Genomic DNA, 25,339 nt, shown 5'->3' with positions numbered 1-25,339 from the left:
ACTACTGGAAAACCTAAAGGGGTTATGGTGGAACATAAAAGTGTAAGCAACTTTTGTTTAATGGGTGAGACTTTTGGTATTTCATCAGGCAGCCGTGTGTTACAATTTGCCTCTTTTAGTTTTGATGCCGCAGTAGGTGAAATCTTCCCTACTCTTTTAAGTGGAGCGACCCTTTATTTAGGTAAAAAAGAATTGTTTCTTTCGGGGGATAAGTTTACAAAGTGGTTAAAGGATCAAGCCATTACTACTGCCTTTTTCCCTCCTTCCGTATTGAGGGTAACACCGTATGAAGAATTACCAGATTTAAAGACAATTATTACAATGGGAGAAGCATGTACATCAGATATAGTCAAAGTATGGGGAAAAGAGCGTATCTTAGTCAATGGTTACGGCCCAACAGAGGCGACAATCGGAAGCACAGCGGGGGTATGTACTCCTGACATGGAGAAGCCTACGATTGGAAAGGTATTTCCAAACAAAAAGGTTTATATTTTGAATCAAGATGATCAAGTTCAACCGATAGGCATACCTGGTGAACTGTGTATTGGAGGAGAAGGATTAGCACGTGGCTATTGGAACTTACCAGAGCTGACGAAAGAAAAATTTGTAAGAAACCCTTTCATTCCAGGAGAAAAAATGTATAGAACAGGTGACCTGGCTCGCTGGCTTCCAGATGGTTCAATAGACTATGTAGGAAGAATAGATGATCAGATTAATATTCGAGGGTACCGTATCGAACCAAGTGAGATTGAACATTGTCTTCTAGAATATCCAAATGTTAAAGAAGCAGTTGTGGTTATTCAAACAGATTACTTGTGTGCTTATGTAATAGTTGATGATGGAGACACTATGAATGATTTACGTAAGTATCTCAAACAATCACTGCCCCATTATATGGTGCCAACTCATATCATTGAGATGGAAAAAATGCCTCTCACTTCAAATGGGAAGCTGGACCGAAAGGTCTTACCTTTACCAGAAATACAATCAGTAGAGGGGTATGTGGCACCGACAAATGAAATTGAGAAAAGTATCGAAAAGATGTGGAGAGAAATACTTGAAACCGATCAAATTAGTATTCATGCGAACTTCTTCGAACTTGGTGGTCATTCTTTAAAAGCCATGATGTTGGTGTCGCGTATTTCAAAACAGTTTCAAGTACAAGTACCAATTAACGAAATCTTCTCACGCCCAACAATTAAAGAGTTATCAGAATACGTTCAAAAGACAGACGAAAAGACATATCTTCCAACAATTGAACGTGTGGAACGTAAGAAGTATTATCCTAGCTCATCTCATCAAAGAAGCACTTAAAAAAGAATTAGTTGGTTGAAGCCAAAAACAATTTATTGAGAGGAAATAATATGAAAAAGAAAGTTAATGAAATTGAGAGAACACAAAAACCATCACTTTTAAAAATGATTACACATCCAACCGTACAATTAAATGAAATAAGAAAAAGACCTACTGTCTGGTGGCCTTTGAATATAATAATTATCTTGAATCTTGTATCTCTATATTTTCGAATTTCATATTCAGATAATGAAACTAAAGATATAGAAGAACTAATACCTTTTATGGTATTAGTTCTTGCTGGATTAATTATATTTATTTTCATAGCACCATCTATTATGTTTTTCATATCTAAAATTTTTAAGGGACAGAGTAATTATCGCCAAATGCTATCGATGTTTATATATATAAGCTTAATAGGCGTTATAGGCGATATTGTTAACACGATTATCATAATAGTTTTTCAAACTAGTCCATATATGCAAATAACCTCTTTAAATAGTTTTATTAACTCATCCCCACCAATAGAAAATCTACTTAAAAAAATAGAGTTATTCACCATATGGTCATTTGTGTTGTTTGCAATAGGTTTTCGACAAGTATCAGGTCTTTCAAAGAAAGCTTCTTGGATATCTTCTTTACTTTTATTTGCAATTTTCACTGTGTTTGAGTGGATATTAAGTTCTCAATGAATAGAGTGAAAAAATATATAACGTTAATCAATTATTACAGGAGAGGAGTTGGGAAGATATGAATAACAAAAACACAGAAAATCAAAGTCAAGAAGAGAGAGCTGATTCTGTTCAATTTATCCAAGAAGAAATAATGCCACTTTCATATGCTCAACAGCGCATTTGGTTTTTGGATCAACTAGTTCCTAACAGTTCATTATATAACCTTCCACTTTTATTAAATATTAAAGGGGAACTTTGCATTGATTTGTGGGAGAATAGTTTAATTAGTATCATTAAACAACACGAGATATTAAGGACAACTTTTAAAGAAGTGAATGGTGAGATATGTCAAGTTATTAGTGATAGTGTAAATTGGAATATCGATTTTAAGGATTTAAGTTGTTTCAATAATAAAGAGGATGAAGTAAAACGTCTAATTAATAAAAAATTTAATAAACCATTTGATTTAACAAAAGGTCCACTAATTCGTGCAACATTAATTCAAAAAGAGAAAAATAATTATGTTTTTCTCTTGAATATGCATCATATTATTTCAGATGGATGGTCGCTTAGTATTATCATGCAAAAATTACAGCAGAATTATATCACTTTAAAAAAAGGAAAACAATTAAGCCTTCCTCATCTCTCTATACAGTATGCAGATTACGCAGTCTGGCAACATAAATATCTAAATGAGGAGATGTTTGAAAAGAAAATTACTTATTGGAAAAATAAATTAAGGGGGATCAAACCACTAATTTCACTTCCTATAGATCATTCAAGACCAGCCGTACAAACATATAGAGGAGGGATGCATACAATTAATTTGCCCGTTAATTTAATGAACAAATTAAATGAAATCAGTAAAAAAGAAGGAGTCACGTTATTTATGACTTTATTAACTGGTTTCAAATTATTGTTGTTTCGATATACAGGCCAAGAAGATATAGTAATCGGAAGTCCAGTTGCAGGTCGAGATATACCTGAAACTGAAGAACTAATAGGGTGTTTTATTAATACCCTAGTCTTTCGTACAAATGTGTCAGGGGAGCTTACATTTAAACAACTATTAAATCGTGTAAACAAAACTTCTCTTGAAGCATTTTCAAATCGAGAGATCCCGTTTGAGAAGCTAGTTGAAAAATTGCAAATAAAAAGAAGCTTAAGCCACTCGCCTCTAATCCAAGTTATGTTTACTTTGCAAAATATTCAACTTGGTTATCTCTCAATGGATGATATAAGAATCGAGCCTCTGGATATTGAAGTCAATTCGACTATGTCAAAGTTTGATTTGAGTCTAACAATGAGTGAATCAAAAAAAGGGCTTATTTGTACATGTGAATATAATAAAGATTTATTTGAGAAAAGTACGATTATTCAAATGATGAAACATTTTGAAAACATTTTAAATGAAATCGTAAATTCGATAGAAGTGCCAATAAACAGTATATCTCTAGTTCAAAAAGATCTGATGCCGAAAAATGATATCTATAATAAAAGTGATTTATCTAGTTCAGCTAATCAATCATTTTTAGAGTTATTCACAGATCAAGCAAATTTATTTCCTAAACAAATTGCAATTTCATTTGATAACCAATTAATAACGTATAAAGATTTGAATGAAAATGCAAACAAATTTGCTAATTATTTGAAAAAATGTGGCGTGGGTTCAGAAGATATTGTAGGAGTATGTGTTGAAAGATCGATTAACATGGTAATTTGTATTCTAGGAATTCTTAAAGCTGGAGGTTGCTTTGTCCCAATAGATCCATCATTTCCAAAAGAAAGAATAAGATATATTATAGAAGATTCAGGAACATCCTTAACTATAACCAATAAACAGTTTAGTGAATATTTTGCATTTGATAATAGTAAAGTTATTTATCTAGATGAAGAATCTGAATTAATAAAAAAGGAAAATAAAGAAGCATCAATTAATTTAATTAATGAAAACCAATTAGCCTATGTGATATATACTTCAGGATCTACTGGAAATCCCAAAGGAGTTATGGTGGAACATAAGTCATTAAATAACTTTATTAATGCAGTGTCACAAGTTGTCAACTTTAAAAGAAATAAACCTATTTTAGCAGTAACAACAATATCCTTTGATATTTTTATGTTAGAGATATTATTACCTTTAACTATAGGTCAGCATATAATTTTAGCAAGTGAAAAAGAACTTTCTGATGCAGAATCATTAACAAATCTTATAAAAAAATATGATGTAAAAATGATGCAAACTACTCCTTCTCGATATAGATTGTTCTTACAAAATAAATCTTTAGCTTCTAGTTTAATGAATCTTTCGGAAATAATGGTGGGAGGAGAAGCTCTAACTAAAGAGTTATTGGAAGGATTGCGACGCAACTCAAACGCTCAAATTTTCAATATGTATGGGCCGACCGAAACTACAATTTGGTCATCGATTAAAGATGTTACCCATGGTAATATTTCTATAGGAAAGCCAATTTCAAATACTCAAATGTATATTTTAAATTCTTCCCTACAATTACAGCCAATAGGTGTAGTCGGTGATTTATTTATATCTGGCGACGGTGTAGCTCGAGGTTATTTAAATAAACCAGAATTAACAAAACAGCGATTTTTTAAAGATCATTTTAAAAATAAGGATTTGATGTATAAAACGGGTGATTTGGCTAAGCTTCTTCCAAATGGGGAAATTCAATTTATTGGAAGGGAGGATGACCAAGTTAAGGTTCGTGGATATCGTATTGAATTAGGAGAAATTGAAGCAGCTATCAGAAAAAATGAATCGATTGAGGAGATAATCATTTTAACAAATGAAGACCATCAAGAGGAAAATATTTTAATAGGTTATTATATTGAAAAGAAAGGTAGCAATATTACCTCAATAGAACTCAAAGATTATGTTTCGAAATTTTTGCCTAATTATATGGTACCTTCTTATTTAATAAAATTAGATTCTATCCCAATCACTCCGAATGGGAAATTGAATAAAAAAGCATTGCCTCTTCCTAGAGAAATAGAAAAAACATTCATCAACGGTTATACACCACCGAGAAACAATAAAGAAAAAGTAATACTACACCATTGGAAAGATGTTTTGGGCGAAAATAAGATATCTATTTATGATGACTTCTTCGAGATTGGTGGACATTCATTGAGTGCAAATAAACTTATTTTTAAATTACGTGAAGAGTTTAACATCCATATTCCACTCCGCATTTTATTTGAGTATCCTACAATAGCAGGTATGGCAGAAAATATTGAAAGCTTAAATGTAATTGGTGAGGAAGAGTTGGAAAAACATCAATTAGAGTATCTATTGAATGAAATCTCATTAGATTCATCTATACAACCAACTGAGCCATTTGAAAATAAAGATACTTCTTACATAGATAATGTTTTTTTAACAGGTGCAACCGGTTTCTTAGGTGCTTTTTTGTTACGTGATCTACTAAAGATGAGTTCTGCAAAAATTTATTGTTTAGTGCGCGCCAATTCAACAGAGTCCGGTTTTTTGCGTATTCAAAATGCATTAAAGAAGTATGAAATTTGGAATGAAAAATTTAAAGATCGTATTATTCCAATTGTAGGTGATTTATCTAGGCCATTATTTGGGCTAACGGAAGAAAAATTTCTCAAATTGGCAAGTGATATTAGTGTTATTTACCATAATGGAGCGCTTGTTAATTTTATTTATCCGTACGATGCTTTAAAGAAATCAAATGTTTTAGGTACGGAAGAAATTCTAAGGCTAGCCTGTCTTAAAAAAATTAAACCAGTTCATTTTATCTCTACAATATATGTTTTTTCTAATTCTGAAGAGGGCAGCACAAAATTTATAAATGAAGAACATATGCCAACCCCTGAGCATCTAGGGGGATCTATTGGATACACAGAGAGTAAGTGGGTTGCAGAAAATATAATTCAAATTGCACGCAAACGTGGTATACCTGTATCAATTTATCGCTGTGGTCGGTTAACAGGAGATCTTCAAACAGGTGCATGTCAAAAAAATGATCTGATATGGAGAATTATTGCAGGGTGTATTGAGATGAAGATGGCACCCACAGAGTTAGGGAAATTGAATTTAGTGCCAGTGAATTATGCAAGTAAATCAATTGTAAAAATATCTATTTCTGAAGAAATGGGTGGTAATTTCCATATATATAATCCGGAATCGCTTGGTTTTGATGATGTTATTACAGTTATAGAAAAAGAAGGATTTAAATTGAAAAGAAAGAGTATGAAAAAATGGTTAGATACAATCAATAAAGAAAAAGAAGGATCTATTGAAGCACTCGGCAGTTTTTTAATGGATTCAAAATCAGATAAAGGTACTGTAATTTTCGATAGTGATCAGACAAATGAAATCCTGCAAAAAATTTCTATGCATTTGCCTAAAGTAGATGTTTATATTTTCAAAAGAATTTTGGGTTATTTCATAAGAAATAATTATTTTACAGAGATTCCATCAAATGGGGATAAAACAATCAATAGGTGACAATGTTTCAACATTTGAGATACAGAAAAAGACAACATTTCTTCTTTTCTAGAAGCCCTATTTTAAAAAAGTGATACAATATGAATTTCATGATTGATATGACCTTTCCTTACCTAGAAGGAAAGGCTTTTTTCGTCTAAATGGCGTACATTATCTTGACATAAGTGAATAGATGTAACTATAATAGTTACATCGTTAAAGAAAAAGCGTAAACACGGAAGGAAGATGAAGATGAAAGTACAAATCTGGTCAGATATTGCCTGTCCTTTTTGTTATATAGGAAAAAAACAGCTGGAAACAGCACTTGAACAATTCCCAGAGAAGGAACAGGTAGAGATAGAGTTTAAAAGCTTTGAGCTTGATCCACATGCACCTGCTCAAGTCGATTATGATGTCCATGATATGCTTGTCAAAAAATATGGTATGAGCCGCAGCCAGGCAATGGCGATGAATGAGCAAGTGAAGCAGGCCGGCAAAGAGAAAGGAATCGATTTTCAATTTGATCCGCTCGTGTTGACAAACACCTTTGATGCTCATCGATTGGCGCAATATGCTGGTCAAATGGGGAAAGGCGATTTCGTCATGGGAGAACTGTTTCAAGCGTATTTTACAGATGGAAAGCATGTTGGTGATCGCCAAACCCTTTTAGATATTGCAGAAAAAGCAGGTCTTGATCAGAACGAAGTACAGAAGGTGCTAGACGGAAAAGAATTTGCAGATGATGTGCGAGAAGACGAAAAAGAAGCAAGACAGCTCGGAATTTCTGCTGTGCCTTTTTTCTTGATCAATGATAAATATTCGGTTGCTGGTGCACAGCCAGCAGATACGTTCCTGCGTGCACTTGAAACAGCTTGGACAGAGGAAGCAGCTCAAGCTGAAAAAGCGGCTGCTAATTCTTTTGAAGCGGCATGTGCAGATGGCGTATGCGCTGTGCCATCTCCTAAAGAAGAGGCGTAATAGGCAAGTTCCCTATCTTTTTATAGGATAGGGATTTTTTCTTGATTCATGATGGATGAGGGGAAACACATGTCTTTCATTTCAGGGATCCGACCCATTCACGTCTTATGCTGGAATCTAAAATAAAATGAGCCTCCTGCGGGAAGGGCTCATTTTTTTCTTGCATTCATTTGTTTAATCGTTTCACCTGGAACTAATTCAGGCTCGTAAAACGTTTGATCAGGGAGATTCTTTTTTCCTTGAACTTTTTTAATCATCCAGTCAGCTGCATCCCGGCCCATTTGCTCCTGAGGATGGGTCAGTGTTGTCAGCTTCACATGGGCATTTTTCTGGGCAATATACGAATTATCCTGTCCAATAATCGAGAGATCATCTGGAATGGACAGACCGATTTCGCTGCATACATTGGCGACTTCTAATCCCACCTCATCGTTATAGCAAACAAGGGCGGTCAGCTCATGTCTGTGCGCCATCAGGAATGTGTTAATTTGCTCCCCCAAATGCTGCTTCGATTCTGTATCGAAAAAGAGCACATGCTCAGGCAGGAAATTAAGCTTCGCTTCACCTAGCGCTTGAATATAGCCCTTCATCCGATATTTCCCCTGTAAATCATCTGTTTTTGAAATAAGCCCAATTTGCTGATGTCCAGAGGTGATCAGCTCTTTTGTGGCTAAATAGCTGGACTTCACATCATCCAAACAGAGAAAAGGAACCTCTAACTGCTCATAATAAGCATTGATCATAATAAGCGGTACATCCTGTTCTTTAAAGGACAGATAGTACGAGATGTTTGGGTTATATAAATTGCTTTTCGTCGGCTCGACAATAAGTCCGTCCACACCAAACGACAGCATCATTTCCAGCGCTTTTTTCTCCTGTTCAACATCGTTATTTGTGCTTGCCAGTAATAAAGAATAGTTCTCTTCGTTTAATCGGCTTTCAATGCCTCGAATGATAGAAGGGAAAATGTAATCGGATATGTATGTTGTAATGACCCCAATCGTTTTCATATGTGCATGTCCCGCAGGCTTTGTTTGATATTGATTGGTTACAAATGTGCCTGAACCTTTTTCGCTGCGCAAAAATCCTTCGCTGGACAATTCCAAGATGGCTTTTCGAACTGTATGTCTGCTCACTTGATACATGTCTTGCAGGCTTGATTCGGTTGGAATACGCTCCCCGATCCGATAATCCCCTGTGAGTATTTTACTTTTTATATCATCAATAATGATCTGGTACTTCTTTTTCATTGTTTCACTTCTTTCTCAGTTGATCATCTACTCGGATTGAGAAGAAATTGTATGGACATATTTTAACATGGTTGTCGAATCAAAAACAGGCGCTTTCCTTTTCTATCATGATCCCTTCAGAGAAAATGCAGGTTTTTGTCACATTGTGTATGTACAACTATATTTATTATTGACATATGTACGTACAAATATTATATTGTGATTGTACCAGAGAATCAATGAATCTAGAAAATGAAAATTGAAACCGCTATCAAAATGGGGGTGAACGCAGATTGAATCACAAAGAGACGGCCAAAGCCTTGAAAGAAGGACGGACATCTTTAGGCATTGAATTTGGTTCAACACGAATTAAAGCAATTTTAATAGATGAGGAATTTCAGCCAATTGCACAAGGTGCATATGAATGGGAAAGTTTTCTTGAGGATGGAATATGGACGTACAACTTAATTGATATCATTACAGGTCTGCAAGTGGCGTATCGAGAGATGAAAGAACAGGCCGAGCAAAAGTATGGTGTGACCATTCAAACCATTGGCTCAATCGGGGTATCAGCGATGATGCATGGCTATGTGGCATGTGATCATACAGGAGAGGTTCTCGTTCCGTTCCGAACATGGCGGAATGCAAAGACCATCGAGGCGAGTCAAAAGCTGACAGATGTATTTCAATTTCATATTCCAGAAAGATGGAGCATTGCCCATTTGTATCAAGCGGTATTAGAAGAGGAAAAACATCTATCCCGATTAGAATATATGACCACTTTGTCAGGATATATTCACTGGCTGTTAACCGGAAAGCAGGCCATTGGTATTGGCGATGCGTCAGGGATGTTTCCGATTGATGAACAAACGAAGGACTACAATGAAGAAATGCTCCAGCAATTTGAAGCATTGATTGTAGAAAAAGGCTATCCGTGGAAGCTTCGCCACCTCCTGCCGCGTGTCTATTTAGCAGGCGAAGAGGCAGGCGTGTTAACGGCAGCAGGGGCAGCCATTTTAGATCAAGGAAAACATTTGCAGCCAGGCATTCCATTTTGTCCGCCGGAAGGTGACGCTGGAACGGGAATGGTGGCGACAAACAGTGTAGAAAGACGGACCGGGAATATTTCTGTTGGGACGTCGGTTTTTGCCATGATTGTGCTGGAGCAGGATCTAAAAGGTGTGTATCCAGAAGTGGATCTTGTCACAACGCCGGATGGACTGCCAGTTGCAATGGTTCATGCGAATAACTGTACAAGTGACCTAAACGCTTGGATAAATATATTCAGAGAGGCATTTGAAGCACTTGGCCTGCAAGTGGAGTCAAAAAGGTTATACGAATCCTTATTGCAGCAAGCTTTAGAAGCAGATCGAGATGGCGGCGGACTCTTAAGCTATGGCTATTACTCTGGTGAAAATATTACGAGATTGCCAGAAGGAAGACCTCTTTTTGTCAGGTCTCCTGAAAGTCGCTTTACCCTCGCTAATTTCATGCGAACCCATTTGTTCTCCGCTTTTGGTGCGATGAAAATAGGCATGGACCGGTTAAAGGAACAAGAACATGTAGTGATTGACCGCTTACTAGGGCATGGCGGATTATTTAAAACACCGCTCGTTGGACAAAAAATGGTTGCCGCAGCGCTGAATACACCTGTATCAGTCGTTTCAACAGCGGGAGAAGGCGGTGCGTTTGGGATGGCTGTCCTTGCTTCATATATGGTCCATCATCAGCAGCAAACATTGGCTGAATTTCTCACTCATCGAGTATTTGCCCATACATCAGAAGAGCTCATGGAGCCTGATCCACTCGATGTCAAAGGCTTTGACGAATTTTTAAAGCGCTATCAAAAAGGTCTTGCGATTGAAGAAGCGGCAGTAGCGCATCTCATGCCAAAGAAAGGAGTGACGACGGTATGCTAGATCGCTTAAAAGAAGAAGTGTATCAAGCAAATTTAGATTTGCCAAAATACGGACTTGTGAAATTTACATGGGGAAATGTCAGTGCATGTGATCGTGACAGTGGTTTGTTTGTGATTAAGCCGAGCGGCATAGCGTATGACCAACTATCAGCAAAAGATATGGTCGTGGTGAACTTTGACGGTGAAGTGGTGGAAGGGGAATTCAGCCCTTCGTCAGATACAGCTACACATGCAGTTCTTTACAAACACTTTGAGGAAATTGGCGGCATTTCACATAGCCATTCTATGTGGGCAACCGTTTGGGCGCAGGCAGGTCTTGATTTACCAGCAATGGGCACAACGCATGCCGATACATTTTACGGCGCCGTTCCGTGCGCTCGTTTTCTAACAGAAGAAGAAGTCAATCGGGGTTATGAGGTAGAAACGGGCAAGCTGATCATCGAAACGTTTGAGAAAAGAAACCTAGATGTGATGGCGGTGCCGGGTGTATTGCTTCAAGGGCATGGTCCATTTACATGGGGGAAGGATGCTAAAAATGCGGTCACAAACAGTGTGATTTTAGATGAAGTCGCCAAGATGAACCTTTTTGCCAAGCAATTGAACGAATTTGCAGAGCCATTGCCGCAGCGAATTTTAGATAAACATTACTTAAGAAAACATGGAAAGCATGCGTATTACGGACAAAAACCTTCAAGATAAAGAAACGAGGGATATCTATGTTAACAAGCCTGAAAAAAGAGTTTTGGTTTATCGTTGGGTCACAACATTTATATGGTGATGAAGCACTGAAAAAAGTAAAAGCAGATGCACAAAAGATGACGGATGCTTTAAATGAGAGCGGTTTACTTCCTTATCCAGTGATCTTGCAGGAACTGGCTGTCAGTGCCGATCAAATCACAAAGCTTATGAAAGAGGTTAATTATCGCGATGAAGTTGTCGGCGTGATGACGTGGATGCATACTTTTTCTCCAGCAAAAATGTGGATACGCGGCACCAGCCTTTTGCAAAAGCCTCTTTTGCATCTTGTCACACAATATTATGAAAAGATTCCGTGGGACACGATCGACATGGATTATATGAATCTCCATCAATCCGCACATGGAGACAGAGAATATGGCTATATCAATGCACGTTTAAATAAACAAAACCAAATTGTGACCGGTCATTGGTCAAAGCCTGAAGTGCAGCAGCAAATTGCTGATTGGATGGACGTTGCGGCTGCCTATCATGAGAGCTTTCACATCAAAGTAGCCCGGTTTGGTGACAACATGCGGCATGTAGCCGTGACAGAAGGCGATAAAATCGAAGCGCAGATTCAATTAGGATGGACCGTTGATTACTTTGGAATAGGCGATCTCGTCGAATATGTAAATGCAGTAGAAGACGAAGAGGTAGATGCATTATTTGCTGAGTATTTAACGCAATATGATGTAAATTATGGAACGTATTCAGTTGAAGAATGGGAAAAAAGTGTCAAGGTGCAGGCGCGATATGAGATCGCCATCAAACGTTTCTTAGATGAAGGCGGCTATAATGCCTTTACAACAAACTTTGAAGATTTACATGGGATGAAGCAGCTGCCAGGGCTTGCGGTACAGCGGCTGATGGCAAAGGGATACGGCTTTGCTGGGGAAGGCGATTGGAAAACGGCCGCACTGGACCGCTTATTAAAGGTGATGAGTCATCATCAATCCACTGGATTTATGGAGGACTACACGTATGAAATGACGTCTGGACAGGAAGCGGTGCTGCAATCTCATATGCTGGAAGTAGATCCAGCGCTCGCCCATACGAAACCCGTCATAGTCGTGTCTCCACTTGGAATCGGAAACCGGGAAGATCCAGCGCGTCTTGTGTTTGATGGCAAAGCAGGCGAGGGAGTTGTTGTCTCCATAGCGGATTTTGGAACACATTTCAAATGGCTGATACAAGAAGTCGAAGCCTTTGAGCCAGAGGAAGCAGCACCTCATTTACCAGTTGCGCGTGTATTGTGGAAAATCAAACCGAATTTTCAGGATGGCGTCAAAGCTTGGATTAAGCAAGGCGGGGGCCATCATACAGTTGTATCTCTCAATTTAACGGTTGACCAAATTGTTCACTTTGCAAAGCTTGTCAATGCGGAATATGTGGTTTTATAGAAGGGGGAAAGGTCTTCTGCTGTTTACAGTAGAAGCACGGGATGAAATGAAAGCGGTTAATTAAGTGAGGGGGTCATCCACTTGGAGAAAAAAGTGTCAAGCAAATTTATCTTCTTTTTCGGGTCCTTTGCAGGCATCTTATTTGGATATGATATTGGGATTATTGCAGGGGCAGAAGGACATATTCAGGAAGAATTTCAGCTCAGCCCATTATGGCTTGGAATTGTTGTCTCTTCATTAATGGGCGGGGCCATCATTGGCTCCATCTTAAGCGGTCTCTTAGGGGATAAATTTGGCCGCAGAAAGCTCATTTTGGTCTCATCCGTTATCTTTTTTGTTGGGGCTATCGGATCAGCTATTGCACCAGAAGAGGTTTCACTCACCATCGCTCGAATCTTTTTAGGGACAGCGGTAGGAACAGCCTCATCTTTGGTTCCGGCTTATATGTCTGAAATCGCTCCTGCTAAAATCCGCGGGAAATTATCTGGACTCAATCAGCTCATGATTGTCACTGGTCTATTGCTCAGTTATATTGTCGCTTTTGTATTTGAGCCCATCCCGGACAGCTGGCGCTGGATGCTGGGAAGTGCCGCTTTATTTGCGATCGTGCTTTATATTGGTATGCTGAAGCTTCCTGAATCTCCGAGATATTTGATTAAACACGGAATGGCTCATAAAGCACGGGAAGTATTAGGATCACTGCGTTCGTCCCGTGAAGAAATCGAATCAGAAATGCAGGAGATTTTAGAAGTGGCCAAAGAAGAACGTTCGGGTATTCGTGAATTGTTTCAAAAGAAATTCAGAATGGCTCTTTTCATTGGGGTTGGGATGGCGACCCTTCAGCAAATTCAAGGCGCGAACTCTATTGTCTATTATGCAACAAGTATTGCTCGGAATGTTGGTCTTGCGCCGCAGGTCGCCGCAGGTTTCACAGTCATCGTAGGTGTCATTTTTGTTGTCACGACCGTGATCTTTTTACAATTTGTTGACCGCTTTGACCGCCGAACGATTCTCACCGTAGGGGGATCGGGCATGGCCCTTTCTTTCTTTGCTCCCGCCGCATTAGGTGCACTTGGCGTCAGTGAAGGAATTTTAAACTGGGTGACATTGATTTCACTTTGCTGCTTTATTTTGTGCTATGCCTTCTCGTGGGCACCGATCACCTGGATCATCATTGGCGAAATCTTCCCGCTTTCTGTCAGAGGCATCGGAGCAGGTATTTCTTCTGCCTTTAACTGGACCGGATCGTTAGCAGTTGGACTCGTTTTCCCTATCCTGGCAGATCAATTCAGCTTTGGGGTCATTTTCTCCTCATTCGGAGTCATCTGCTTAATCGGACTATTATTCACCCGATTTGTGCTAGTCGAGACAAAGGGAAGAAGCTTAGAGCAAATCGAAACCGATATGGCTGCACGTGTATAAATCAAAGAAAACCATCTATCCCGTGTGGGTAGATGGTTTTTTACTCAAGTGTCTGTTTAAGCTCATCTGGCAGTAAATCAATCAATTGATCATAGGAAGACAAATCCAGCACTTCAAGCAGCGCATAATATTTCGCGTAAATTTCACTCAGCTGATCAGGATGATTTGTTTGATATTGATTCAGATGTAATTGAGTTAGTTCAAGTGCAATGTCTAGCTTGTTTCGTTCGAATGGCTGTGTCGTGTTGATCAAATCGTTCATCTCTTATTTGATGATGAGTGGAAAAATTTTGGAGCAGTCTCGCAGTTCACCTTATATTCGTGCAATATATATATTGTATAATATGTTAAAATTACCCTTTTGTAAAGAAAGAGAAAACGAGGTCAATAGTGGATTTTTTAAAAAATAGACAAGCATCTAATCACGAAAGGTGCCTCCTACATACGATAGAGTGTAAGTGAAAGACAACTTGAAGGGGTGTTAATATGAGCCGAAATCGATTAGATGATTTCTTCTTTGGATCTCGCAGAGAAGAAACGGTTGTTTTCCCCACACGTCAAATTGTCAATACAAGAACGAATGAACAAACGATCAGAAAAATTCATCCAACGCATATCACAAACGTCAATAAAAACATCAAAAGAATAGAAAACTACTATCCTGTCACTGAATCGACTCATAACGAGTGTATTGTAGAAGAATACGATTGCGGTAGTGATATCAAAAACCCTTGCTGTCGTCTGGTGAAGCGCTGTAAGTGGTAATGGAGGGGCATCCTTTTAGGGGATGCCTTTTTATATTGAAGAATAAAATTTTGATCCAAAGTTCTTTTCAAGATAAAATTAGAAGTATCCATTATTCTTTTGGAGGCGATTTTCTGAATATTCGATTGTTAACACCAGATGATGCTGAAGAATATGCATCACTCAGATTAGAAGCACTGCGATTAAATCCAGAGGGCTTTGCGATGAGCTATGAGGAAGAGCAAATCAATACAAAGGACAAATATAAAGCGCGTTTTGCTTCGGCGAATTCTATGTGGACATTTGGCGCCTTTCATCAAGGACAGCTTGTGGGGGCAGTCACGCTCATCCAAGAAACCTTGCAGAAGTTAAAGCACCGAGCGAATCTGACAGCGATGTATGTAACATCTAGTGCCCGCCGAGAAGGAGCAGGCCAGGACTTGATGACGAAAGCTCTTTCCTTTGCGCGAGAACGGCAGGATATCGAGCAAATGTATTTATCGGTGGTGACAACGAATCACTCAGCCAAACGCCTCTATCGCTCTTTTGGATTTGAGTCGTACGCTGTCGAAGAAAAAGCGCTAAAATGGGCTGATACATATGCAGATGAGGAAAAAATGGTTTTATTTTTATCATAGTCTGGAGGAGATAGAAGTGGATCAACAAGCCATGCGCATCACATTAGCAGCAGGACCCAATAGTGAGCTGGAATCTTTTGCACTGCGTGCAGCACTTGAAAACTTCGGCGCGAAAGTCGATATGCATTGGATTGGAAGACCGAATGACCTGATTCATGTGTTATCTGGTAGAAATAGAGGAGAAATAGATTACCTTCTTTTATCGTTTCACGGTGAAGAGGGAGCATTTATCATGCCTGAATTAGGGGAAGATGTATACGAAGATGAGGAGCCTAATGATACTGCTTTTGGAGCGGATGAAATCAAGCAGTATGCCTTTTTAGAAGGAGTTCATGTCATCTCTACAGGCTGCACACTAGGAGAGAAAAATCTAGCAGATGCTTTCTTAGATGCAGGGGCTACATCATATACGGCACCAGACGATTACATCGATGGGAATGCAGCATTTATCTTTGTGCTGACCATGCTGTACGAGCTCATGAATAATACAAAGACGGTCAGAGCGGCATTTGATCGAGCGCGTTCCATTGATGAAGAAACGAAATTATTTCAACTATATATGCAAAAGTAATCAAAGGACTGAGAAATCAAGTCCTTTTTTTATCCTCTCTAAAAATGTGTCGAAAATGTGACGATTATGTGATTTGCAAACTAAAAAGGGGGCATGCAAAGTCTATCCTACAAACACACGTCATTCAGGCATGACGGCATCACGAGAGGAGAATCATTGTGTCAATGAAATGGAAAGTCAGTCTCGTCCTATGCGGACTTGCGATGATCATCGGAATCGCTGCGTTTTATCATAATCAGCAGGCAAGCGGGACAGAGAAGAAGAAGGTAGAACCAGATGCGAGCTATAAAGAAGTTGAAATTGTGACCCTCGTGAATGACGGGAGATACTTGAGATATGCTGTGAACTATCCTGTGTTTCATCAAAAAAAGCTAGACCAAGAGATGAAAAGATTTGCAGAAACAGCGCTGGACAAATTCAAAACATCGTTTAGTGAAGCAAGTGATGTCGATGAAGATCATCGATACGAATTAAACATAGATTACAAAATTACTCATTATGCCAAACAAACCGCTGCGATCAAATTCAATACATATGAATGGAAAGGCGGAGTAAAAGGCGCACATGAAACGAAGATATTCAATTTTGATTTCAAGAAACAGCAGTTTTTATCAATAGATGATCTATTTTTATCAAAGAAAAAAAGTCTGCAAAAACTGTCTCAAATGACATTTGAGGAGTTAAAAAAAGATCGCTCTCTTGCTGAAAACGAGCATTTGCTCAAACAAGGAACGTCTCCTAAGGCAGAGCATTATCAGTATTTTGCCATCAAAGATCGTTTTATTGAATTTTATTTTCCAGCAGGGCAAATTGCACCAGACAAGAAAGGCCCTCAAGTGCTGGCGATTAAGAAAACACTGCTTAAAGGAATGTTAAAGCCAGAATACATCAATAAAGAAAAGAACAAAAACGAGAAAAAAGAACCGATTGCAAAAAGAAAGATCGAAAAATTGCCAAAACAGAAAGTATTCAACCCAAATCAAAAAGCCATTGCCCTTACATTTGATGATGGACCAAATCCATCAACGACCTCAAAAATCTTAACAGCTTTAAAAGAAAACAAAGGACATGCGACATTTTTTGTATTAGGAAGCAGGGTTCAATATTATCCCGATATGCTAGGTGAGATCAGAAAAGGTGGAAATGAAATCGGAAATCATACTTATAACCACCCTTTACTCACAAGACTTCCGTTAAAACAAGCCATCAAACAAGTAGAAGATACACAGCAAATCATTGAAAAAGCTGGCGGATTCACACCGACTCACTTTAGACCGCCATATGGTGGAACAAACGGGCAGATCAACGAGGCTGTCAACATGAAAGTTACGCTTTGGGATGTAGATCCCGAAGATTGGAAATATCGCAACAGCCAATACGTTGCGAGCTACATTCTCACACATGCGTCTAGCGGAGAAACCGTCTTAATGCACGACATCTATGACACCTCTGCAAACGCAGCTGTCACGATCATCAAGGAATTGTCCAAACAAGGATATCAATTACTAACAGTATCAGAGCTTGAGCAGTGGAAGGAAGCACGGGCGAAAAGGTGAATTGAATATTTAAAAAAGATGCGAGTCTTAGAGGATTCGCAGCTTTTTTAAATCCAATTATGAGACTGAAGGGAAAATATGTTAAAGTGATTGTAGAAAGGGAGGGCTTCGAATGGTGTTGATGAGGTTGATCAGCATATATATGCTGACAGCGTTTAGTTTGGGATTTGTCGTAAACTATGTACCTGGTTTGATGCTGCCCATCTATATACTTGCGATGATTGGGCTCATTTTATGTCTCGCTCATATTGCGCTCCATTATATTCGGCGAATTAGATATATGTTGTTTGATGAAAAACGATAAGATTTCTCCTAGTGCAAAAACCTCCTGCTAGATGCGTGAGGTTTTTATTTTTTCGGTTTTTGATGTTCTAACAGTTGGATGATTTTCTCGTTTGACGCTTTGAGTTGTCTCAAAAGAGAAACGATATTTCCTGTTAATCCTATGAGCACAATAAGTAAAATGATGATAACACGCTATGACTTCCATTAACTTATATCAAGGATACAGTATAATAAGAATGTATAAAATGAACAGTTCGTGCCATATATTCGACAATTGATGTGAATGGAGTATGTTGAGGGGGATTCATTTGAAACGAGTAGACGTGGTTTCAGCTATTATTTATGACGAGGAAGAAAATCTATTAACGGTCAAGAATGTAAAGGGATATTGGGAACTTCCGGGCGGTGCTGTGGAAAAAGGTGAACACCTGCAGCAGGCTGTCATCCGCGAAGTGAAAGAAGAGACAGGGTATTTGATCAAAGTAAAGGAACTTCATTCTGTTCGAGAAGCATTCTTTCAAGATAAAAAGCATCATGCGCTTATCATTACGTTCTTTGCGGAAATGATCGGGGGAGAGATGAACATTCTAGATCCGGATCATGATATTGAAGAAGTAAAATGGGTCAGCACTCAAACCTTTCAAAAGCTAAATCCAAAGCTTTATCACATGCTAAAATTAAACCAACAAACACAAGCCTTTTATGATTTTGAGGGGAATAGAACAATTGGTTAAATCCAAATTGATAGAGGCATGAAGGGAGCGATATTGATGTTTTTATACTATGGGCCTACAGGAGCTCCAGTAGAAAATCCGGGAGAAGAATTCATGAAAAGAATCTTCTTTCAGGAGGGGGAAGAGTATTGGAAACAAGGAAACGGGGAATCTTCCATTGAGATAGAGGAAGATTGGGAATCTGAAAGTCTAGTTTTCTTTTATACTGAACCGTATGGATTCTTTATCATCAGATATCCAGATTTTTTAGTCCCTTTTCAAAAGGTAGAAAAGCTCGAAACGATCGAGCATTTGGTTGCTGGATCACCATTGTATATGCCATCGTGCAGCTATGTCGACCGCAATGAGGCGTATCAAATCGTTCAACATTTTTTGATGACAAAAAAGGTATCTGATTTTGTTGAATGGGTTGAGTTGAGGAATATTGATTTTCAGTATGATGTTGAAAGTTAGATAGTATTACTTTGTAATAGTTTTCAATAGGGTGTAAAGGTTGTTTATAAAGAGAGAGTGAATATTTTTTAGACATAGCGATACTGTGCGTTTAAGCAATTTTTTCATCATTCTTGTTGCAATAGTTCAAGAAATTGTATAAATATAACCTGAACCTTGATGGGGCTTGAAATCCTTTTTGTGTTGGACCCAATCGAAAAAAAGAGAACTTTTAGTATTTTAAAAATAAACGAATGAATGCTTAGTTTGTAGATGAATAAAGAAATGTGAAAATATGGGGAAATCAACTTTTAATGGAGTGCTGTTATTTCCCAAATGAAGAAAGGTGTTATCATGGGGATTATTTCAGAAAAAATTCATTGTAGGTTATGTAATAGAAGAACAAACCATCAAATTGTTACAAATAAATCTAACCAAGAGTTAAAATTGAGTCTAAATCATAATGATTTTTATGACGATCCGAGGGATATTCAAATGCAGTTTATAGATGAATATTCGATTGTTCAATGTAGGGGTTGTGATACTATAGCTTTTTTAAATACTTATGGGGATGAAGAAATGTTTATACTAAATGGTCCTAACTATCATTGTGACAGAGAATATTATAATAAATATACTGTTTATCCTGAAGAGCCAAAAAGTGATAATATACAAGAAAAATTATTGATGTTTACTGATAAATTTGACTTTTTTCACCTTCCCGATTTAATTAAAGATATTCGAAATGAAACTATAAATGCCTATAGACATGATATGGGTCTTTTGTGTAATACCGGTATTAGAATGATAATCGAAGCAATATGTAAAGTGAGTGAGATAGATAAAAGACCAAAATTAAATAAAAAAGGAAAAGTGATATATGACGAAAATAATGAACCTAAGATGATAAATTTAAAGTTATTTGAAAAGATTGAGGAGCTTTATAAAAAAAACTTAATAGATGAAAAACAAAAAAACATTTTAAATCAAATTAGAGATATAGGAAATGAAACTGTTCATGGCATTCTAAAACCTAAACAAAGAGATCTGCTTCAATACTTAAACATTATAGATTTTATTCTATATAATATTTATGAGGTTCCACATTTGAGTTTCAATAAAAAATAAAAAGATTTAGAAGTTAAACTTTTTGAGTAGAGAACCTTTTAATGACACAAAAAAAACAGACCTTGTTAGGTTGTGGACCTGCTGGATTAGCTTCAGCTATTACATGCGCTAAAAGTGGTTTTCGAGTTCTAATCATTGAAGAAAAAATTAGAAAGAGGCAAGAGGCTATAGAATGGATTTTATAAATGACCTTAGTAAAGAAGCTAAAGTTGCCCTAGGCTTAGCAATAGCTGAAAAAATGTATACATTCATAGATAAAGAAGATGATGGTTACCACATAGGAGAAAAAGCTTTAGATGATTGTTGGAAATGGCTTTCTGGCAAAGAGTTGAGTGCAGATGATTTATGTAATTATATAGATAGTGAAGATTATATGGATGTAGCTGAGTTCGCTAATAAAGAAAAAGATGAACAAAAACAATATGGCTGGTATTCGGTATTAGATGCAGTTTCTTACACAGCGTATCAAGCGTATAGACGAGAAAATAAAAAATTTGTTCCTCATGTGCTAGAGGTAATAGACGATGAAACATTAATTGTAATGTGGGAAAATGCAATTGAATCAAAAAAGATTGATATGGCAGAATTAAATACCTTGAGAAAATATTTAATTGATCATTATCCTAGCAAAGATCACGATAATAACAAAATATATCTAATTAACAAAGAGGACATCGCAGTCATTTAAATTAGATTTATTGGGCAATATGAATAAAGGGCAGCTATTATTAATAGAAATGCAGAGAGACAGTAGCTTATTGTCGAATTTAAAAACAGACCTCATGAGGTCTGTTTTTGTTAGAAGTTAGGAAGTTTATTTTCATTTCCCCTTCTCCCGCTTCCGCTTCTCCTTCTCCGCCCGGTAAAACTCATGAAACATTTTCATCAGCGCGCGCTTCTCAATCCGGGATACATAGCTCCGCGATATCCCGAGCTCTTTGGCTATTTCCCGCTGCGTTTTTTCTTTCTTTAAATCAAGGCCGAACCGGCCGACGATCACTTCTTTTTCTCGGCCGTCGAGAATGTCGATATACTCTTTTACTTTTTCAAGCTCCATGTTGAGCTGAATGGTATCGATCACATCTTCATTTTCGGATTTTAAGACATCGATTAATGAAATTTCGTTCCCTTCTTTATCCTGACCGATGGGGTCATGCAAGGAGACATCTTTTTTCGTTTTTTTGAGCGCGCGTAAGTGCATGAGAATCTCATTTTCAATACACCGCGCTGCATACGTTGCCAGCTTTGTTCCTTTTCCAGAGGAATAGCTTTCGATGGCTTTAATGAGTCCGATCGTCCCGATGGAGATGAGGTCTTCAGCGTCTTCCCCGGTATTTTCAAATTTCTTTACAATATGGGCGACGAGCCGAAGGTTATGTTCAATCAGCATGTTTCTTGCGTGTTCATCGCCCTGTGCCATGAGGGCTAAGTATTTTTTTTCATCATCTCCCGAAAGGGGCTGTGGAAAGGCATTGTTTTTGACATAGGACACTAAAAACACCAATTCTTTGACCATCAATCCCATCGCTGTAAATACTCCTGCCACGATTTTCACCTCCACCATGTTTAGGCCGCTGCCTATATCCTCAAATGTATGTGAAGGGGGGATTGTCTGTGTCTGTACGATGAAAAAATCATGTTTTTCGAAAAATGTTCGTCTCTTTTTACAGCCCCTCTCATATGTTTGCGGTTTCTTTGCGGTGCTTGGCGGTCAAGAAGCGTGCTAAAATATGTAATATTAGACCGAAAAGGAAGGGGTTTTTTCGGAACATGGGGAAGGTTCTATCTTCACATGTAGGTATGAAAATTAATGAATGGTATCGAATGATACGGCAGTTCAGTGTTCCAGATGCGGAAATCTTGAAAGCGGAAGTTGAAGCGGAAATTGAACAGATGGAAGAGGACCAGCATTTACTGATTTATTATCAGCTCATGTGTTTTCGGCACCAAATCATGCTTGACTATATACACCCTTCAAAATATCAACCTTTCTCAGTATCTAATCTAGTCGATAAAATCGAAAACTCCAATCATGAGTTATCTGATATGCTGCATTATTACCATGCATTTTTTCGTGGCATGCATGAATTTAGTCAAAAAGAATATTTAGAAGCCGTCAAATATTATCGAGTGGCAGAAAAGCAGCTGTCTATGGTATTCGATGATATTGAGCAGGCAGAGTTTCATTTTAAAGTGGCAGAAGCCTACTATATCATGAAACAAACACATGTCTCCATGCACCATATTTTAAAGGCGCTGGAAATATACGATCAGCATGATGCGTATACCATTCGTATTATTCAATGTCTCTTTGTTATCTCAGGAAACTATCAAGATTTAAAACGAAAAGACCGGGCACTGCCTCATTTAAAAAAGGCAAAACAGCTCGCATCTCAAATTGATCACCCGCGCATATATAGTTCAGCGCTCTATAATTTAGGAAAATGTTATGGCGAACTGGGCTATAGAGAGGAAGCGGAACGATATTTAACGGAATCTGCTGATCTTGCCCGCAAAGAGCTGCTCCCAACGCTTCCGCATACGCTCTATACGCTGGCGAAGCTGCTTTTTAGACAGAATGAACAGGCGGATGCCCTGCGCATATTAGAAGATGGGAAATTGGCTGCAAAGAAGCATGAAGACCAGCTGTTCTGTCATATGTTTGAGTACCTGGATGCTTTATATGTTCAGGAAATCAATGAAGACCAACTGCAAAAAACCATTGATTATTTGGAAAAACTTAGCCTATACTCTTATATAGAGGATATCTCACTAGAAATTGCGACAGCCTTAGAAGCCTCTCAACAATACAAAAAGTCCAACCAGTATTATCAGAAATTATTATGGGCTCAAAATCAAATCCAAGAAGGAGAGTGTCTGTATGAATTCTAAGCAACGTTCGACAGTTGAAGAGAGAAACCAAACGTGAAACAAAGAGCGGGCCAATATGGCCGGCTTTTTTTATTTGAAAAAGAAGCGGATATCATCATGAAGCTTGCATGAATTGATGAGAAAGCGGGCAATTTATTTGGTAATGATGTTCTGTGGAGGAGGCGGTCGAATGAGAGGGCTGCATATCTTGATGTGTATATGGCTGCTATGTGCTTTTATTCCTAATGAAGTAGAGGCACGTACATTAAAACGAGTCGATCTTGAAAAAACGGGACGTGCCTTTTGGGACATGAGAGCGGAACGGAAAAAGATTGCGATTACCTTTGATGATGGACCTCATCCAGTGTATACGAATCAAATATTGGACGTGTTGAAGGAGCATCAAGTGAATGCGAGCTTTTTTGTGATAGGGAACCGAATCCATGCATATCCAATGATCGCCGAACGGATTGTGGACGAAGGGAATGAACTCGGCAATCATACGATGAATCATACGTATTTTGACCTTTTGTCGTCAAAGGAGGTCAAGCGGGAATTAAAAGAATCAGCGGCTCATATCGCTTCACTCCAGCCTGGCGGTCCCTTATTATTTCGCCCTCCTGGTGGACGCTTAACTATGAAATCGTTCCGCATTCTGTCAAAGCAAGGGTATGATGTGGTCATGTGGTCCTTTACGCAAGATCCAAAGGACTGGTCAAGACCAGGCGCACATAAAATTGCAAGCCGAATTATTGATCATATTCAGGGCGGCGATATCATCCTTTTACATGATGGCGGGGGAAATCGTAAGCAAACGGTAGAAGCATTAAAACAAGTGATTCCTGAATTAAAGAAGAGAGGCTATGAATTTGTAAAAGTAAGTGAGCTGCTGCATCATGACAAAGCATATATGCCCGTTCAACTGCAATAGGAAGCATTCGTCAAAAACAGTCATTCATTGAAACCAAAAGTCTTGTCGTTTACTATATGAAGAGGGCTTTTGGAGGTGAATGTTGTGAAGAAATATGTTTTCCTTTTCATCCTATTATGTGTTGCTGCTGGGTGCTCTAAGCCAGTACAAGAAAGCGTCATTGCATTTGGTGACAGCAATACAAGAGGATCAAACTGGGACTTTCGAGATTATCCAACATCTGAAAAATGGGTGAATCTCATGAAAAACGTCGAGCGCGGCCAAATTCAAGTGAAGAATGCAGGCATTGGCGGGCAGACGACTGAAGACGCGAAACTTCGTTTTGAGCAGGATATTTTAAAACAGAAACCAACTTACGTCCTCATCATGTTCGGTACGAATGATGCGGCGATTTTAGACGGGAAACATCCCCGAGTGACGAAAAAACGGTTTAAAGAAAATTTATCCTACTTTATTTCTGAAAGTAGAAAAGAAGGCATCACCCCGATTCTCATGACCTGTGTACCTGTTGTAGAAGGCGGGAAAAAGGGCTTGTACTATTACTCAAGATATAAGTCATCTTATTTTGCCGGGAGAGGTGGGGCAAGAGCTTGGCAAAACTCTTATAATGACATCACGAGAGAAGTAGCGAAGGATGAGCAGGTGCCGCTTGTCGACAACTGGAAAGCTTTCATCCGAGAAGCTGGTGAAGATAGTGATCGAGCTCTAATTCAGTCAGGGTTGATCGACCCTTCTGGCAATCATATGACACCAAAAGGGGCGAGAATTATTTATAACGAAATCAAAGAGCGTGATGTCATCAAACATTTTTAAAATGATGGCCATCTGCCTAAACAAGACCATCCATCCAGCATAGTCTAACAGTATATCTTCCTAGAAGGAGGTAACTGATATGTGGGGATGTCCTTATCCTTACCCTGCGTGTTCGCCTTATCCAGCACAAGGAGCAGGAATCGGTTACGCTTTTCTTGTTGTGTTCCTTGTGGTCATTTTAGTCGTAGGCGGAGGGTTATGGTTTTGGAATGAACAGCCTTGTAATTAAGACACCTCTTCTTTCATCAGAAGGGGTGTTTTTTACGGAAAATAGTAGTAAGCCTATAGCGCAAGTGATATAATATCAGTCACCTGAGTTTAAAAAAGGAGAGTGCTCGGGAGGCATGGTTCCTGTGATATGGAATTAAGAGGAAACAGAGAGCATATGCCCGAGCGAACGTCTTTTCATTTCTGTCTCAATTAATTCAATGAAGTCGCGATTTAAGTTCATTTCATTTGCTTTATAATACGATTCTATAAGTAAATCATCTGACAGCTTTTTCATACTAGAAA

25 protein-coding genes are annotated in these 25,339 nt (G+C 38.3%); 21 read left to right on the top strand and 4 right to left on the bottom strand.

Going from position 1 to position 25,339, the window contains the following annotated elements; translation table 11 throughout:
- The 4 genes from ACLGGR_RS12485 to ACLGGR_RS12470 all read left to right on the top strand — a co-directional run.
- A partial coding sequence (locus ACLGGR_RS12485) for a non-ribosomal peptide synthetase (RefSeq protein WP_410973163.1) occupies nucleotides 1–1,314 on the top strand: 1,314 nt, incomplete at its 5' end.
- Between the two features lie 50 nt (nucleotides 1,315–1,364).
- Nucleotides 1,365–1,985 (top strand): YknW family membrane protein, encoded by a 621-nt coding sequence (gene yknW / locus ACLGGR_RS12480; protein ID WP_410973162.1) that lies wholly within the window; start codon nucleotides 1,365–1,367, stop codon nucleotides 1,983–1,985.
- A gap of 58 nt (nucleotides 1,986–2,043) precedes the next feature.
- On the top strand, nucleotides 2,044–6,459 hold the full coding sequence (locus ACLGGR_RS12475; protein WP_410973161.1) for a non-ribosomal peptide synthetase family protein: 4,416 nt from the start codon (nucleotides 2,044–2,046) through the stop codon (nucleotides 6,457–6,459).
- A 231-nt stretch (nucleotides 6,460–6,690) separates the two neighbouring features.
- A complete protein-coding gene (locus tag ACLGGR_RS12470) occupies nucleotides 6,691–7,416 on the top strand; it encodes a DsbA family oxidoreductase (RefSeq protein WP_142945491.1) in 726 nt (241 codons plus the stop codon).
- 149 nt (nucleotides 7,417–7,565) lie between these two features.
- On the opposite strand, the gene ACLGGR_RS12465 is transcribed toward ACLGGR_RS12470, so the two are convergent.
- Nucleotides 7,566–8,666 (bottom strand): GntR family transcriptional regulator, encoded by a 1,101-nt coding sequence (locus tag ACLGGR_RS12465; protein WP_251216485.1) that lies wholly within the window; start codon nucleotides 8,664–8,666, stop codon nucleotides 7,566–7,568.
- 272 nt (nucleotides 8,667–8,938) lie between these two features.
- On the opposite strand from ACLGGR_RS12465, the gene ACLGGR_RS12460 reads away from it, so the two are divergent.
- The 4 genes from ACLGGR_RS12460 to ACLGGR_RS12445 all read left to right on the top strand — a co-directional run bounded on the left by ACLGGR_RS12460 (nucleotide 8,939) and on the right by ACLGGR_RS12445 (nucleotide 14,123).
- A complete protein-coding gene (locus ACLGGR_RS12460; RefSeq protein WP_410973160.1) occupies nucleotides 8,939–10,564 on the top strand; it encodes a xylulokinase in 1,626 nt (541 codons plus the stop codon).
- Complete coding sequence (locus ACLGGR_RS12455) at nucleotides 10,558–11,262, top strand: L-ribulose-5-phosphate 4-epimerase (protein ID WP_410973159.1); 705 nt, start codon at nucleotides 10,558–10,560, stop codon at nucleotides 11,260–11,262. The genes ACLGGR_RS12460 and ACLGGR_RS12455 overlap by 7 nt, the downstream gene beginning before the upstream one ends.
- Before the next feature lie 17 nt (nucleotides 11,263–11,279).
- A complete protein-coding gene (gene araA / locus ACLGGR_RS12450) occupies nucleotides 11,280–12,701 on the top strand; it encodes an L-arabinose isomerase (RefSeq protein ID WP_410973158.1) in 1,422 nt (473 codons plus the stop codon).
- An 81-nt stretch (nucleotides 12,702–12,782) separates the two neighbouring features.
- Nucleotides 12,783–14,123 carry a sugar porter family MFS transporter gene (locus ACLGGR_RS12445; protein WP_410973157.1) on the top strand — a complete coding sequence of 447 codons (1,341 nt, stop codon included), beginning with the start codon at nucleotides 12,783–12,785 and terminating at the stop codon, nucleotides 14,121–14,123.
- Between the two features lie 40 nt (nucleotides 14,124–14,163).
- Here ACLGGR_RS12445 and ACLGGR_RS12440 read toward each other — a convergent pair whose 3' ends face one another.
- Nucleotides 14,164–14,385 (bottom strand): hypothetical protein, encoded by a 222-nt coding sequence (locus tag ACLGGR_RS12440; RefSeq protein ID WP_410973156.1) that lies wholly within the window; start codon nucleotides 14,383–14,385, stop codon nucleotides 14,164–14,166.
- A gap of 224 nt (nucleotides 14,386–14,609) precedes the next feature.
- On the opposite strand from ACLGGR_RS12440, the gene ACLGGR_RS12435 reads away from it, so the two are divergent.
- From ACLGGR_RS12435 to ACLGGR_RS12395, 9 genes are all read left to right on the top strand, one after another.
- Nucleotides 14,610–14,888, top strand: coding sequence for a spore coat protein (locus tag ACLGGR_RS12435; protein WP_410973155.1), 279 nt, complete (start codon nucleotides 14,610–14,612; stop codon nucleotides 14,886–14,888).
- A gap of 35 nt (nucleotides 14,889–14,923) precedes the next feature.
- Nucleotides 14,924–15,505 carry a GNAT family N-acetyltransferase gene (locus tag ACLGGR_RS12430; protein WP_410973154.1) on the top strand — a complete coding sequence of 194 codons (582 nt, stop codon included), beginning with the start codon at nucleotides 14,924–14,926 and terminating at the stop codon, nucleotides 15,503–15,505.
- A 16-nt stretch (nucleotides 15,506–15,521) separates the two neighbouring features.
- Nucleotides 15,522–16,076 carry a delta-aminolevulinic acid dehydratase gene (locus ACLGGR_RS12425; protein WP_410973153.1) on the top strand — a complete coding sequence of 185 codons (555 nt, stop codon included), beginning with the start codon at nucleotides 15,522–15,524 and terminating at the stop codon, nucleotides 16,074–16,076.
- Nucleotides 16,077–16,234: 158 nt separating this feature from the next.
- Entirely contained in the window at nucleotides 16,235–17,632 is a 1,398-nt protein-coding gene (locus ACLGGR_RS12420; RefSeq protein ID WP_410973152.1) for a polysaccharide deacetylase family protein, read from the top strand.
- Between the two features lie 112 nt (nucleotides 17,633–17,744).
- Nucleotides 17,745–17,936, top strand: a complete 192-nt coding sequence (locus ACLGGR_RS12415; RefSeq protein ID WP_142945484.1) for a hypothetical protein — start codon at nucleotides 17,745–17,747, stop codon at nucleotides 17,934–17,936.
- A 289-nt stretch (nucleotides 17,937–18,225) separates the two neighbouring features.
- The gene (locus ACLGGR_RS12410) at nucleotides 18,226–18,651 is read left to right on the top strand and encodes an NUDIX hydrolase (protein ID WP_410973151.1); all 426 of its coding nucleotides are present in this window, start codon (nucleotides 18,226–18,228) and stop codon (nucleotides 18,649–18,651) included.
- Between the two features lie 36 nt (nucleotides 18,652–18,687).
- Nucleotides 18,688–19,104 (top strand): hypothetical protein, encoded by a 417-nt coding sequence (locus tag ACLGGR_RS12405; RefSeq protein ID WP_410973150.1) that lies wholly within the window; start codon nucleotides 18,688–18,690, stop codon nucleotides 19,102–19,104.
- A 333-nt stretch (nucleotides 19,105–19,437) separates the two neighbouring features.
- Nucleotides 19,438–20,211 (top strand): DUF4145 domain-containing protein, encoded by a 774-nt coding sequence (locus ACLGGR_RS12400; protein WP_410973149.1) that lies wholly within the window; start codon nucleotides 19,438–19,440, stop codon nucleotides 20,209–20,211.
- Nucleotides 20,212–20,383: 172 nt separating this feature from the next.
- Nucleotides 20,384–20,899, top strand: a complete 516-nt coding sequence (locus ACLGGR_RS12395; protein WP_410973148.1) for an Imm6 family immunity protein — start codon at nucleotides 20,384–20,386, stop codon at nucleotides 20,897–20,899.
- Nucleotides 20,900–21,031: 132 nt separating this feature from the next.
- On the opposite strand, the gene sigK is transcribed toward ACLGGR_RS12395, so the two are convergent.
- A complete protein-coding gene (gene sigK, locus ACLGGR_RS12390) occupies nucleotides 21,032–21,760 on the bottom strand; it encodes an RNA polymerase sporulation sigma factor SigK (protein WP_034738387.1) in 729 nt (242 codons plus the stop codon).
- A 221-nt stretch (nucleotides 21,761–21,981) separates the two neighbouring features.
- Between sigK and ACLGGR_RS12385 the strand changes: the two genes are divergently transcribed.
- The 4 genes from ACLGGR_RS12385 to ACLGGR_RS12370 all read left to right on the top strand — a co-directional run bounded on the left by ACLGGR_RS12385 (nucleotide 21,982) and on the right by ACLGGR_RS12370 (nucleotide 25,055).
- Nucleotides 21,982–23,103, top strand: coding sequence for a response regulator aspartate phosphatase (locus ACLGGR_RS12385; RefSeq protein ID WP_024427938.1), 1,122 nt, complete (start codon nucleotides 21,982–21,984; stop codon nucleotides 23,101–23,103).
- A 169-nt stretch (nucleotides 23,104–23,272) separates the two neighbouring features.
- Nucleotides 23,273–24,013 (top strand): polysaccharide deacetylase family protein, encoded by a 741-nt coding sequence (locus tag ACLGGR_RS12380; RefSeq protein ID WP_410973147.1) that lies wholly within the window; start codon nucleotides 23,273–23,275, stop codon nucleotides 24,011–24,013.
- An 84-nt stretch (nucleotides 24,014–24,097) separates the two neighbouring features.
- Nucleotides 24,098–24,826, top strand: a complete 729-nt coding sequence (locus ACLGGR_RS12375; RefSeq protein ID WP_185907625.1) for an SGNH/GDSL hydrolase family protein — start codon at nucleotides 24,098–24,100, stop codon at nucleotides 24,824–24,826.
- A gap of 79 nt (nucleotides 24,827–24,905) precedes the next feature.
- Entirely contained in the window at nucleotides 24,906–25,055 is a 150-nt protein-coding gene (locus tag ACLGGR_RS12370; protein ID WP_162842499.1) for a hypothetical protein, read from the top strand.
- Between the two features lie 135 nt (nucleotides 25,056–25,190).
- Here the strand turns inward: ACLGGR_RS12370 and ACLGGR_RS12365 are convergent, their stop codons facing one another.
- On the bottom strand, nucleotides 25,191–25,331 hold the full coding sequence (locus ACLGGR_RS12365; RefSeq protein WP_003217327.1) for a sporulation histidine kinase inhibitor Sda: 141 nt from the start codon (nucleotides 25,329–25,331) through the stop codon (nucleotides 25,191–25,193).
- Between the last annotated feature and the right edge of the window lie 8 nt (nucleotides 25,332–25,339).

Origin of the sequence: Bacillus sp. BD48 (assembly GCF_046566805.1) — a bacterium.
Taxonomy (GTDB): Bacteria; Bacillota; Bacilli; order Bacillales; family Bacillaceae; genus Bacillus; species Bacillus safensis.
The sequence above is the reverse complement of the archived record's forward strand: the minus strand, read 5'-3'. Positions and strand labels throughout refer to the sequence as shown.